The sequence below is a fragment of the Streptomyces corchorusii genome (assembly GCF_001514055.1).
GTDB classification, from domain to species: domain Bacteria; phylum Actinomycetota; class Actinomycetes; order Streptomycetales; family Streptomycetaceae; genus Streptomyces; species Streptomyces olivaceoviridis.
This window is the reverse complement of record NZ_KQ948361.1, coordinates 259,949-272,869: the sequence shown is the minus strand read 5'-3', so window position 1 is coordinate 272,869 and position 12,921 is coordinate 259,949. Positions and strand designations below refer to the sequence as shown.

11 protein-coding genes are annotated in these 12,921 nt (G+C 71.4%); 7 read left to right on the top strand and 4 right to left on the bottom strand.

Features of this window, described 5'->3' with window-relative positions:
• Positions 1-55: 55 nt before the first annotated feature.
• The gene (locus AQJ11_RS28390; RefSeq protein ID WP_059265028.1) at positions 56-589 is read right to left on the bottom strand and encodes a TerD family protein; all 534 of its coding nucleotides are present in this window, start codon (positions 587-589) and stop codon (positions 56-58) included.
• Positions 590-744: 155 nt separating this feature from the next.
• Here AQJ11_RS28390 and AQJ11_RS28385 point away from each other — a divergent pair, with 155 nt between their 5' ends.
• The 3 genes from AQJ11_RS28385 to AQJ11_RS28375 all read left to right on the top strand — a co-directional run bounded on the left by AQJ11_RS28385 (position 745) and on the right by AQJ11_RS28375 (position 3,075).
• Positions 745-1,350 (top strand): YdbC family protein, encoded by a 606-nt coding sequence (locus tag AQJ11_RS28385; protein ID WP_058082173.1) that lies wholly within the window; start codon positions 745-747, stop codon positions 1,348-1,350.
• 147 nt (positions 1,351-1,497) lie between these two features.
• Complete coding sequence (locus AQJ11_RS28380; RefSeq protein WP_014675460.1) at positions 1,498-2,157, top strand: histidine phosphatase family protein; 660 nt, start codon at positions 1,498-1,500, stop codon at positions 2,155-2,157.
• A gap of 12 nt (positions 2,158-2,169) precedes the next feature.
• On the top strand, positions 2,170-3,075 hold the full coding sequence (locus tag AQJ11_RS28375; protein WP_058082174.1) for an ADP-ribosylglycohydrolase family protein: 906 nt from the start codon (positions 2,170-2,172) through the stop codon (positions 3,073-3,075).
• Positions 3,076-3,439: 364 nt separating this feature from the next.
• Here AQJ11_RS28375 and AQJ11_RS28370 read toward each other — a convergent pair whose 3' ends face one another.
• On the bottom strand, positions 3,440-4,990 hold the full coding sequence (locus AQJ11_RS28370) for an MFS transporter (protein ID WP_107120885.1): 1,551 nt from the start codon (positions 4,988-4,990) through the stop codon (positions 3,440-3,442).
• A 185-nt stretch (positions 4,991-5,175) separates the two neighbouring features.
• On the opposite strand from AQJ11_RS28370, the gene AQJ11_RS28365 reads away from it, so the two are divergent.
• From AQJ11_RS28365 to AQJ11_RS28355, 3 genes are all read left to right on the top strand, one after another.
• A complete protein-coding gene (locus AQJ11_RS28365) occupies positions 5,176-5,799 on the top strand; it encodes a TetR/AcrR family transcriptional regulator (protein ID WP_167360881.1) in 624 nt (207 codons plus the stop codon).
• Positions 5,800-5,880: 81 nt separating this feature from the next.
• Positions 5,881-6,582, top strand: a complete 702-nt coding sequence (locus AQJ11_RS28360; protein ID WP_014675465.1) for a ribonuclease HII — start codon at positions 5,881-5,883, stop codon at positions 6,580-6,582.
• Positions 6,583-6,650: 68 nt separating this feature from the next.
• On the top strand, positions 6,651-7,283 hold the full coding sequence (locus tag AQJ11_RS28355; RefSeq protein WP_107120884.1) for a hypothetical protein: 633 nt from the start codon (positions 6,651-6,653) through the stop codon (positions 7,281-7,283).
• 603 nt (positions 7,284-7,886) lie between these two features.
• Here AQJ11_RS28355 and AQJ11_RS28350 read toward each other — a convergent pair.
• A complete protein-coding gene (locus tag AQJ11_RS28350; protein ID WP_059265024.1) occupies positions 7,887-8,507 on the bottom strand; it encodes a hypothetical protein in 621 nt (206 codons plus the stop codon).
• A 596-nt stretch (positions 8,508-9,103) separates the two neighbouring features.
• On the bottom strand, positions 9,104-11,269 hold the full coding sequence (locus AQJ11_RS28345) for a RecQ family ATP-dependent DNA helicase (RefSeq protein WP_059265022.1): 2,166 nt from the start codon (positions 11,267-11,269) through the stop codon (positions 9,104-9,106).
• A gap of 142 nt (positions 11,270-11,411) precedes the next feature.
• On the opposite strand from AQJ11_RS28345, the gene AQJ11_RS28340 reads away from it, so the two are divergent.
• A partial coding sequence (locus AQJ11_RS28340) for a DUF4192 domain-containing protein (protein WP_059265021.1) occupies positions 11,412-12,921 on the top strand: 1,510 nt, incomplete at its 3' end.

The following is a 12,921-nucleotide window of genomic DNA, read 5'->3' as shown; positions in this document are numbered from 1 at the left end:
GTAAGGGGCGCCGGCCCATGGCCGGCGCCCCTTACCCGTACGGCTCCCGGGACCCTCAGGACGGGTGGGCCCTGCCCATCACCCGGGTGAAGGTGGCCGGGTCCTCGTCGAAGCCGCGCACGCCGGGACGGAACGTCCACTCGCCTGAGTCGTCCCGGACGAACTCGGCGATCGTGGCGGCCGTCGACCCGAGGACCGAAGCGAAGCCGTCCTCGGCGAGCACGGTGTACCCCTCACGGATGCGTACGGCGGGATTCAGTACGTGGGCGAACGTCTTGTGCCCGGGCCGCTGTTGGATGACGACGCCCACCACCACGCGCGCGTAGCGGTCGCTGAGGCGGTCCAGTTCGAGCGTCATGACCTCGTCCCAGCCGAAGCCCTTGCCGTCCGTGCTGTCGCGGTTGAGGAGGATCGTGCCGTCCGGCGAGCGGCTGTCGAAGTGCACCAGATAGGCCGGATCCCCGTACGGGTCGTCCGACAGGAACGTCGCGGCGACGATGTCGAGATCCGTCGGCGGCCGACCCGCCGGACTGGGGTCCCACTTGAGCGCGACCTCGACCTTGCGGATTCCCTTGCTGAAGCCGGTCACCAGGCCTTCCCTTCCCCCTGTGGCTCTCTCGACCCCAACTTCCCATCGGCCGGGGTCCCTTGCCGCCCATCGTCCCACGCGCGCGGGGGCGTGTGCGCGGGCGATCTCCGCCGGAGCGTGACCGACGCCACGCCCGGTGGCCTTACGATGGCGCCGTGCTGGTCAAGTGGATTCGCTGCACCGTGGTGGACCGCCGGGGGTTCGAGCGGGGACAGCGAAAATGGGCGGGGCTTCCGGGGGAGCCGGGTTTTCGGGGACAGGGCGGGGGCTGGAGCCGGCAGCGGGCGGGGGTGGCGCACATCTTCACCTTCTGGGAGAGCCGTGCCTTCTACGACTCCTTCATGGCCCGTTCCCACGACCGCCTGGCCGCCGCCCAGTCCGGCACGTTCAAGGACGCCCAGGTGAAGTTGTTCGAGTACCGCTTCGACGTGAAGACGGGATTCGAGCCGCGGTTCACCGACGCCGATCTGATCCGCGTGGCCCTGTGCCGGATCCATGAGGAGCGCGTGGAGCACTTCACGCTCATGCAGGAGAAGGTCTGGAACCCCGCGATGGCGGGTTCGCCCGGCATGATCCGCGGCATGTTCGGGGAGGCTCCGGAGCAGGAGTTTCTGATCCTGTCGATGTGGCGCTCGGCGGCCGAGCACGGGAAGTACCGCACGGAGCGTGTGGAGCGCCTCGCCCTGCGTGCCCAGACCGAGGCGGACATCGCGTCGCTCTCCGGTGACATCGTGGACCTGGAGCCGTCCTGGACGGTCTGACGCAGTGGTCCGGCGGACCACGCACCGCCTGGAACCGCCCCGGTACGGCGTGTGCGGAAGCGGCCCCGGACACGGCAGGCATGTGACCTATGCCGTATAGGGCCCCGTGAGTGCTCGACTCTCCGCGGTTCGAACTAGGGTTTTGGCATGGCACGACCACGGCGCATCGTCCTTGTCCGGCACGGCGAGTCCACGGGCAACGCCGACGACTCCGTGTACGAGCGCGAGCCCGACCACGCTCTCGCGCTGACCGAGCGCGGCTGGCGGCAGGCAGAGGAGACCGGCAAGCGGCTCCGCGAGGTCTTCGGCCGGGAACGCGTGAGCGTGTACGTCTCCCCCTACCGCCGCACCCACGAGACGCTCCGCGCCTTCCACCTCGACCCCGATCTCATACGCGTCCGCGAGGAGCCCAGACTGCGCGAGCAGGACTGGGGCAACTGGCAGGACCGCGACGACGTGCGCTTGCAGAAGGCCTACCGCGACGCGTACGGACACTTCTTCTTCCGGTTCCCGCAGGGCGAGTCCGGCGCCGACGTGTACGACCGGGTCGGCGGCTTCCTGGAGAGCTTGTTCCGCAGCTTCGAGGCCCCCGACCACCCGCCGAACGTCCTTCTGGTGACCCACGGGCTGGCGATGCGGCTGTTCTGCATGCGCTGGTTCCACTGGACGGTGGCGGAATTCGAGTCGCTGTCCAACCCGGGGAACGCCGAGGTCCGGATGCTCGTTCTGGGGGAGGACGGCAAATACACACTCGACCGGCCCTTCGAGCGCTGGCGGGAACCGGTGCCGTACTGGGCGAACGGATAGAGTGGCAGGGCGATGACCGCTGACTCCTCTTCCCTCGTACGCCTGGAACGCGCTCTGGCGAGCCTGCGCGGACTGGCCGTGGGGGACGCGCTGGGCTCCCAGTTCTTCGTTCCCGCGAACCACCCCCTGCTCAAGCGCCGCGAGCTGCCCGCAGGCCCCTGGCAGTGGACGGACGACACCGAGATGGCCTGCTCCGTGGTCGCCGTTCTCGCCACCCATCACCGCATCGACCAGGACGCGCTCGCCCGCTCCTTCGCCGAGCACCACGACTTCGACCGGGGCTACGGCCCCGCCGTCAACCGGCTGCTGCGCCTCGTCCGGGAAGGCGAGGACTGGCGCCGGCTGGCCGCCGGGCTCTTCAACGGCCAGGGGTCCTGGGGCAACGGCGCGGCGATGCGGATCGCGCCCCTGGGCGCCTGGTACGCGGACGACCCCGAGCAGGCGACCCACCAGGCGGAGATCTCGGCCTACACCACGCACCAGCACCGGGAGGCCGTGGTCGGGGCCATGGCCGTGGCCGCGGCGGCGGCCATGGTGGGCTCGCCCGACGGTCCGCCCGCCCCGGAGGCACTGCTCGACGGCGTCATCGCGCTCGTCCCGAAGAGCGCGGTCGGCCAGGGCCTGCGCCGCGCCCGCGACATGCTCGACTACGGCGACGCCGCCACCGTCGCCGCCGTCCTGGGCTGCGGGCGCCGTACGACGGCCCACGACACCGTTCCCTTCGCCCTCTGGTCCGCCGCGCGTTGCCTCGGTGACTACACATCGGCGTTCTGGACCACCGCCCAGGTCGGTGGGGACGTCGACACGACCTGCGCGATCGTCGGAGGCGTGCTGGCCGCGGCCGAGGCAGGGGCGCCGCCCGCGGAATGGGTGCGGCACACCGAGGCACTGCCGGACTGGGTGCCCGCGGGGAGCTGACGGCTTCCGTCCGGTGCTGTCCGCCTGGCGCTCTTCGCCGGCTTCACGTCGGCGATCAGAAACTCTCCGTGCCCCTCGGGAACTCTGCGTGACCGCCGCCCGTTCTTCCGGTATCCGCCGTCCACCTCGTTCGTGGTCGGGTGGGCGGGCGGAGCCGTGACCGTGACGAGGAGGGACGGAGGGGCGGGAGATGGCGTTCGCCGCGCCGGCGCCTGTGCCGAAGCTGGTCCCGGCTCTGTTCTTCCTGTTCCTCGCCTTGTCCAGGGCGCTGGTGGCCGTGGTGCGGCCGACCGGATCCTCGCGTGCGGCGTCGGCCCCCAGGCGACGATCCGGTCGGCCGCGGCATCGCGCGGCCCGGCCCGGATCAGCCGAGGTGCGGTCCCGCCGTGCCCGCGAGGGAGTCCAGGTCGCCCTTGCGGACCCTGAGCACCAGCCAAGCGGTGAGGAAGGCGAGCGCGGCCATCGCCGCGGCCGGTATGAAGGCCGTGGAGATGCCGTGGGCGAGCACGTCGTGGCCCCAGGGCGCGGGCAACTGGTGCGTCTTGGCGAACTGCGCCTTCTGCTCCGGCGAGGAGTCGGCGAGGAACTTCGGCAACTGCTTCTTCGCCTCGTCCGTGCTGGCCGATCCGAAGACGGTCGTCAGGATGGACAACCCGAGCGAACCGCCGACCTGCTGCATCGCGTTGAGGAGCCCGGAAGCCGCTCCCGCCTCGTGCGGGGCGACACCCGACACGGCGGTGACGGTGGCCGTCACGAAGTTCAGGCCCATGCCGAAGCCGAACACCAGCATGGGACCCAGCACCCCGCCCACGTAGGTGCTGTCGGGCCGGATGAAGGCCTGCCAGACCAGCCCGACGGCCACCAGCGCGGAACCGCCCATCATGAACGGCTTGGGGCCCAGAACCGGCAGGAGGCGTTGGGACAGGCCCGCCCCCACCGCGATCGCGGCGGTCACGGGAAGGAAGGCGAGACCGGCCTTGATGGCGCTGTAGCCGAGCACGTTCTGCACGAACAGCACGATGTAGAAGAACATGCCGAACATCGCCGCGGCCAGGCACAGCATGATCACGTACGTGCCCCAGCGGTTCCGGTCGGCGAACATCCTGAGCGGGGTGATCGGCTCCTTCGCCCGCATCTCGGTGAAGACGAAGGCGAACAGCAGGACCACGGCCGCGCCGAAGGAGCCCAGGGTGAGGCCGTCCCGCCAGCCGTCCTCCGCGGCGCGTATGAACCCGTACACCAGCGACGCCATGCCGACCGTGGAGGTCAGCGTGCCGGTGAGGTCGAAGCGTCCCGGATGCCGCTCGGACTCGTTGATGTACAGCGGTGCGAGCGAGGCGATCAGCACACCGATGGGCACGTTGACGAACAGCACCCACCGCCAGTCGAGCCAGTCGGTGAGCATGCCACCCGCGAGCAGGCCGATGGCGCCACCGCCCGCGGAGACGGCGGCGAAGACTCCGAAGGCCCGGTTCCGCTCAGGGCCTTCGGGGAAGGTCGTGGTGATCAGCGCCAGCGACGTGGGCGACGCGATCGCGCCCCCCACGCCTTGCAGAGCCCGCGCGGCCAGCAGTTGCCAGGGTTCCTGGGCCAGACCGCCCAGCAGCGACGCGAAGGTGAACAGCAGGATGCCGGCCATGAACACCCGGCGGCGGCCGAGGATGTCACCGGCCCGCGCACCGAGCAGCAGCAGACCACCGAAGGTGAGCGTGTAGGCGCTGACCACCCACGTCAGGTCGGTGGTGCTGAACTTGAGGGCCTCTTGAATGTGCGGGAGCGCGATATTCACAATCGTCGCGTCGAGTACCACCATGAGTTGGCAAGCCGCGATGACGGTGAGTGCGATGCCGGGATGCCCCTCCCGGCGGGCCACGCCCGGTTTCCGATCGTCCTTGAGCAGCTGAGAGGTCGTCACTGTGGGTCCCCCATACAGGCTTTAGTGAACGCTCGCGTTCACTTTCGCGTCCACGGTAGTGAGTCCCCAACAGTGAACGCAAGCGTTCACTTAATCGTGCGCCACGTTCCGCGTCCCCCTGTTGCTGCGGCGCGGCGCCACTTCCCCCGGAACCCCCGCTTCCCTTGCATGTTGGAGAAACACTGATGGTTACCTCGCGCTGGACGGCCGCTCCTGACCGGACGGCGTCCCCTCGTCGGCGCGGCGCGGTGCTGGAACGCGCGATCCTGGACGCCGCTCTGGAACAGCTCAGTACGGTCGGCTGGAAGGGGCTGACCATGGAGGGCGTCGCGGCCGGCGCCCAGACCGGCAAGGCCGCGGTCTACCGCCGCTGGCCCTCCAAGGAGGATCTGGTCGCCGACGCCCTGGTGTCCGGGCTGCCCCGGGTCGAGGAGGCCCCGGACCTCGGGAGCGTGCGCGAGGACCTGCTCACCCTGTGCCGGCAGGTACGGCGGATCATGTACTCGCGACCCGGAGTCGCCTTGCGTTCAGTGATTCACGAGTGCGATCACGTGCAGGTGGGGCGCTTCGAAGGAGTGATCTTCGGGACCGTGGTGGAGCCGACCGTCAGGTTGCTCCGGGAGGTCATCACTCGTGGAATAGAGCGAGGAGAGGTCCGCTCGGACGCGGCCAACGGGTACGTCTTCGATGCCGTCCCGGCCATGATGATGTACCGATCGAAGATGTGCGCGAGCGAATGGAGTGATCGGGACCTCGAAGAGATGATCGACCAGTTGATGCTCCCGCTGCTGCGGCCCTACGAGACCTGACCCGCCGCGTCGGCCCTCCCCGTGCCGACCGGACGACCGGGGTGTCGCGAGGCGATCCCGGCGGCGTACGCTAAGGGCGCCATGCCGTACGAACCACCTACTCACACCGTCGAGCGCTCCCTGCGCGCCACGACCGGAGCGAAGGTCATTGCCGGTGTCGACGAGGTGGGGCGCGGCGCCTGGGCCGGGCCCGTCACCGTCTGCGCGGCGATCACCGGACTCCGCCGCCCGCCCGAGGGGCTGACCGACTCCAAGCTGCTGACGGTCAAGCGCCGTACGGAACTCGCTCTGATCCTCCAGTCATGGGTGACGGCCTACGCACTGGGGCATGCTTCCCCGGAGGAGATCGACGACCTGGGGATGACGGCCGCGCTGCGGCTCGCCGCGGTCCGCGCTCTGGACGCGCTGCCGGTCCGCCCCGACGCCGTGATCCTCGACGGGAAGCACGACTACCTCGGCGACCCCTGGCAGGTACGCACGGTGATCAAGGGCGATCGATCGTGTGTGGCCGTCGCGGCGGCGTCGGTGATCGCCAAGGTCCAGCGCGACAAAATGATGGCCGAACTGGGCATCGACCATGCAGACTTCGGATTTGCGGACAACGCCGGGTATCCGTCGCCCGTGCACAAGGCCGCACTGGAGGAGTGGGGGCCCACCCCGCACCACCGATTGTCGTGGGCGTATCTTGATGCGTTGCCCCAGTGGCGGCACCTCAAGAAGGTCCGCAACTGGGCGGACGGAAGCGTTCCGGAAATCGAGGGTCAGCTCGTTCTCGATTTCTGACGGTTCCGCTCGCACTGATGTGCCACCCGGTCATCCGCGCCGCACCAACGTTTGATAAATATCAGCTCATGCCTCTCATTCCCGAGGAGCCTCAGATTCACGAGAGTGCCCAGGGTCCCCGCGCCACTCCGGCCAGCGGCCGTACCGCGCCGACCCCACGCCCCGTACCCGGCCCCCGTCCCGCGGCTCCGTCCCGCCCCGGTCGTCCCGGCCCTGTGCGGCCCACGCCGCCGGTGCAGCGCACGCCGCGTGACGTGACTCCGGCCAAGCCCGGCCCCTCCGGCCCGGCCGCTCCCGCCGCCACCGCGGCGAGCCCGCAGATCCAGCTGATCCCGGCTTCGGCCGAGGGCGCGCTCGACGCCGCCGAGGAGGCCGTGGACCTGCTCCTGGACTCGGGCCGCGCCCCCGGCGACGTGCTCGTGATCACCACTGGTGCCCAGCACCCGTGGGCCGAGCACGAGTTGTCCTTCGGCGAGATGTCCTACTGGGCGCAGCACGACGCCGGTGACGACGTCTTCTACGCGGATGCGGCCGTCGCCTCCCGTGCCGCGTCCCGCCCGGTGGTCGTCGTGGCCGTCAACGGAGGCCCCGCCTCCGCCGCTGCCACCGCCCTTCCGCTGGCCCACTCCCGGGCCGGTGCCCTGCTGATCGTCTGCGGCGACCCGCAGCAGATCAACTCGGTGCTGGGCGCCGGCGTCTGAGTCGCGTCCGGCACCCCGGGTCACCGGGGTGCCGAGGTGGCCGCTCCGGCGGAGTCCGCACGGTGCGGCTTTTGGCATGCCCGCGTGCGGGCCGTGGCAGCACCGCTGACGGTGCGGCTCTCCGGGGGACCGCTTGAGAGCGGGACGCGGAGGGCCGGCACGCCTGATCCGGGTCGCGACAGCGCGGGCGCATGCCCGGCCGACGGAGCGTTTCCCTGTTTGGCCGTGGCCGTGGCCGTGACAGTGCCGTGCCCCGGCCGAGGCGACCGCGCCGGGGCTGCTACCGGAGTTGATCTGGCCGGAGTCGATTACGTACCGCCGGACCAACGCCTGAGCCCACGTGTGTTCTCGGCGCCGCTCGCGACAGACGACGGCCCGGCTCGGGCATCGCACACCGGGCGCCGCCTACCGGCTGGCCACGTGCTTTCGGCAGCCCGGCCCGCCGATCCGTTTGTGCCGCCCGGCTGGTTGCGGTGCTCGTGCGGCCGAGCCGGGTCGGTCGCGGCGATCGGGCACCCCGCTGTCGCAGCGTTCCTGGCGTTCGTACAGCCAGGTCGGCGGCATGAACCGTCGTACCACCGGCGCAGCGCTGCTCGGCGAACTTCAGCGAGCCGCAGCCCGGCGCAGCACCTCTGAGACCGGGCCACCGGAGCGCGGTACGAGCGGCGGAGCTTCCGCCGTGGCGAAGGGCTCGGGAGTCGAGTGCGCGTTGGGCCGGCGTCCGCCGCGCCCCTCGCCGAGCACCTGCCAGCCGTCATGCGTCAGCGTGATGTACGCCCCGCAGCGCAGCCCGTGCAGCGTGCAGGCATCGCGCAGCCCCCACATCCAGGCGCCGTCCTCTTCCGTCCAACGCGCGTCACCCTCGCGGCAGTAGAGCAGGACGGCCGTGCGCACAGGAGTGCGGCGGCGGAGGTCGTGCGGAATCACCCGGCGCAGCTGGGCCAGCAGCGCGTTGCGGAACATCCAGCCGTCGGCGGCAGCCGGACGGCGTGTGAACGAGGCGCTGGCCCGCAGCCGCTCGTCCGGGTCGAGAACCGCCACGATCGCCGTGAGCGGCTTCGGGTGGTGGCGGGTATGCAGCCCGCTGACGACCTCACGGGGGTTGCGCAGCAGCGGGATTCCGGCAGCGGCCCACTCGGCCGGCTCCAGCAGGCGACTGGCGGAAGCGGTGGACGTGGACGTCGACAACGAGGCCGCCGAGGACGAGGCGAATCCGAAGGTCACGTTCCTCCCTTCGGCTACGCGCCCACACTGCGGGCGAGGTCGGATTCGGGGGAGCGCGCACCGCAGCTGAGCCCAACCGGATCACGGACGAGCCGTGCGGGGAGCGGACCTCAATTCTTCCTGTCGAACTTGGCTGCGGCAACGAGCAATTGGCGCCGCCGACTGTTATCTGGTGGTGCGTGGCTTATATCCCTACCCAAAGGTTCGGCTGATGACGCCTGAGGTGCCCGGTCGCCGCCTGCCGGGCCACCGTGAGTAGCCGCGCGGTCCTCCTTGAGCAGTGAGGTGCTCCCTGAGCCCTGGGGTTCTGTGGCAACACGTCGCCCAGTCCGGGGGAGGCGAGAGCGGGCGGCGGCACGCCGGTCTCCCCGGACGGCGAGAAGCGGTGCCGACACTTCGCTTACCCGCGGACGGCGAGACGTAATGGCGACACGTCGGTCACCTCTGCACGGTGAGAAGTGGTCCGGGGCATGTCGGTCGCCCCTGCACGGTCAGAAGCGGTCCGGGACATGTCGGTCACCTCTGCGCGCTGAGAAAGCGATCCGCGACATGTCTGTCACCTCTGCACGTTGAGAAGTGATTCGACGGCACGTTAGTCACCCCTGCACCGCGAGGACCAGCGGCAGCACCGCGCGCGCCCCGGACTTCCGCAGCAGGCGTGCCGCGACCGCGAGCGTCCAGCCCGTCTCCGTGAAGTCGTCGACCAGCAGCACCGGACCGTTCCCCGCGGCGAGTGCCGACGCCAGGTCGGGCGGCACCGTCAACGCGCCGTCGAGGGCCTTCAGCCGCTGCGCGCTGTTGCTGCGTGGCGAGCGGGGAGCGTCCCCGGCGTACTCCACCGAGCCGAGCAGGGGCAGTCTGCCGACTTCGGCGATCCGGGTGCCCAGGGAGTGGATCAGCCGGGGCCGGCTGCGCGAGGCCACGGTGACGACGCCCACGGGCCGGGGCGGGGCGTCGGGCGCACCGGAGGCCCAGCCGCCGGGACCTCGGGCCCAGTCGGCCAGGACGTCCACCACAGCTCGCGCCACGTCGTCGGGGACTGCGGCGTCCGGCGTCTGGGGCGCGAGCAGCGGACGCAGGCGGTTGCCCCAGCCGATGTCGGACAGGCGTCCCAGCGCCCGCCCGGGCGAGGCCTGGTCCCCGGCCGGGATGCGTCCCTTGAGGTCGATGCCGATGGACGGCAGGCCGGTCGGCCACATGCGGCGGGGCTCCACTTCCACTCCGGCGCGGCCCAGGTCGCTCCGCGCGGCGTCGAGGGCCGCCGGGGAGAGACCGGAGGTGAAGCGCGGGCCGGCGCAGTTGTCGCAGCGGCCACAGGGTTTGGCGCCTTCGTCGTCCAGTTGGCGCTGGAGGAACTCCATCCGGCACTCGGTGGTGGTCGCGTACTCGCGCATCGCCTGCTGTTCGGCCGCGCGCTGCCGGGCCACCCACGCGTAGCGGTCGGCGTCGTAGGACCACGGCTGTCCGGTCGCGATCCAGCCGCCCTTGACGCGACGCACCGCCCCGTCCACGTCGAGGACCTTCAGCATGGTCTCCAGGCGTGAGCGCCGCAGCTCGACCAGCGGTTCCAGGGCGGGCAGCGACAGGGGGCCGTCCGCCCGGGCCAGGACGTCCAGGGTGCGCCGGACCAGATCCTCGGAGGGGAAGGCCAGCGACGCGAAGTACTGCCAGATCGCCTCGTCCTCCCGGCCCGGCAGCAGCAGTACCTCCGCGTGGTCGACACCACGGCCGGCCCTGCCGACCTGCTGGTAGTAGGCGATGGGGGAGGAGGGCGAGCCCAGATGGACCACGAAACCGAGATCCGGCTTGTCGAAGCCCATGCCGAGCGCGGAGGTGGCGACCAGGGCCTTGACGCGGTTGGCGAGGAGGTCGTCCTCGGCCTGCTGCCGTTCGGCATTCTCCGTCTTGCCCGTGTACGGGGCGACGGCGTGCCCGCGCTGCCGCAGGAAGGCGGTGACCTCCTCGGCGGCGGCCACGGTGAGCGTGTAGACGATGCCGGAGCCCGGCAGGTCGTCCAGATGGTCGGCGAGCCAGGCCATCCGGTGCGCGGCGTCCGGGAGCCGCAGCACGCCGAGGCTGAGACTCTCCCGGTCCAGCGGCCCGCGCAGGACCAGGGCGTCGGACGTGCCCCCCGTGCCGAGCTGGTCGGCGACGTCCGCGGTCACTCGCGCGTTGGCCGTGGCGGTGGTGGCCAGTACGGGGACCCCGGGTGGGAGGTCGGCGAGCATGGTGCGCAGCCGGCGGTAGTCGGGGCGGAAGTCGTGGCCCCAGTCGGAGATGCAGTGGGCCTCGTCCACGACGAGCAGACCGGTGGCCGCGGACAGCTTGGGCAGGACCTGGTCACGGAAGTCCGGGTTGTTCAGCCGCTCCGGCGAGACGAGCAACACGTCGACGTCGCCCGCCGCGATCTCGGCCTGGACGGTCTCCCACTCCTCGGTGTTGGCGGAGTTGATGGTCCGGGCGTGGATACCGGCCCGGCCGGCGGCATCCACCTGGTTCCGCATGAGCGCGAGCAGCGGCGAGACGATCACCGTGGGCCCGCTTCCTCTGGCCCGCAGCAGCGAGGTCGCCACGAAGTACACCGCGGACTTGCCCCATCCCGTGCGCTGTACGACCAGGGCCCGGCGCCGGTCCGCGACCAGTGCCTCGATCGCCCGCCACTGGTCCTCGCGCAGCCGGGCCGCGCCCGTGGCATCCCCGACGAGCCGGGCGAGGACGGCGTCCGCCTGCGCCCGGAGATCCGCGTTGCTCGTGTGCTCCATGCGTCCCATACAACAGGACGGCACCGACAAACGGGCGGGCCCGAGCCGAGGCTGTGGACAACGCGGGAGGCTTTGTCGTGTCCCTGATTCGAGTTATCCACAGGCTCAACCGGAACCTCAAGATCCGCGAGATCGTCGACGCATGACGAATCACAGCGAAACCACCGGACCGTTCGAAAGCAACGACATCTCGGGGCAGGAACCAGCGGCCACATCCGCGGACCACGCCACGCAGGTCACGCTGCGCACCCCGGCCGAGCTGGCCGACGCCCTGCCCTACCTCCTCGGCTACCGCCCGGAGGACAGCATGGTGCTCGTCGCCCTGCACGACCACGCGGGCCGCCGGGGCAGGTTCGGCGGCCGGGCCCGGCTCGGCATCCCCGCGACCGAGGAGGACTGGGAGGCCGCCGCCCGGCAGCTGGCCCGCGGCCTGGTCACCGGCAGCGAGCGGCGCGGCGCCCGGCCCGAGCGGATGGTGGCCTACGTCTGCCAGGAACCGGGCCCGGGAGAGTCCGGCAGGGACGTCAAACAGCGGCTGGAGAGGCTGGCCCAGCTGATGCGCACCGAGTGCGGCAACCTCGACGTGCCGGTCATCGAAGCCCTGTGCATCTCCGACGGCCGTTTCTGGTCGTACTGCTGCCCGGTCAAGGGCTGCTGCCCCGAGGACGGCTCGCCGATGGGCCTTCCCGGCACGTCCGTGCTCGCCGCGGCGGCCACCTACGCCGGCATCCAGGTGCGCGGCTCACTGCGGGAGCTGCGCGCCCGGTTCCAGCCGTGGGAGACCACCGCGGCGCTGGAACAGGAGATCGCCCTGGACGCGGCCGGCATGAGCCTGGTGCCCCGCCTCCTGGACGAGACGGCCCGTCAGGAGGTGGCCGAGGAGACCCTGGACCTGGCCGAGCGGATCATTCGCCGCTACGGCACCGCGGCTCCGGTCTCCGGCGCGCATCCGGCGGACGTGCGCGACGACAACCTCCTCGCGGACGACGAGGCGGCCGCCCTGATCCTCGGGCTCCAGGACCGGACGACCCGCGACAGGGCCGCCGCCTGGATGGAGGGGGACGAGGCCGGTCCGGCGCTCCGGCTCTGGCGCGCCCTGGCCCGCCGCTGCGTCGGGCCCTATGGCGAGCACGCCGCCGCACCACTGACCCTCGCGGGCTGGGTCGCCTGGTCCATGGGGGACGAACTGGAGGCGCGGGAAGCGCTGGCCATGGCCCTGGCCGCCGATCCCGACTACCTCTTCGCCCGCCTGCTGCACCAGGCCTGCAACGAGGGGCTCGACCCCGAGGCGGTCCGTCGCTGCCTGCGCACGGAGAGCGCACGGCACACAACGCCGGGGACGACCAAGGAGCGAACGGACCCGGCACCGCGGACCGCCCTCACCGAACCCCCGCAGCCCGCGGCCCCGGCACCCGCAGCCGGCATCCAGGCGGACGACCAGAGCGCCGAGCCCGGCTCCCGGACGGGCAGGCAACGACGGCGCCGCGCGCGCAACGCGGACGGCGACGACGGCCGTCAGACGGCTCGCGCGAAGGGAGACCGACAGAGGCCGGCCGACACCCGCCCCCGGCCGTCCGCCCCCAGGACCTCCAGGCTCGGCACCCGCAGCCCGATCACCACGCGCACGCGTGCGGTGGGTCCAGGCGGCGCCT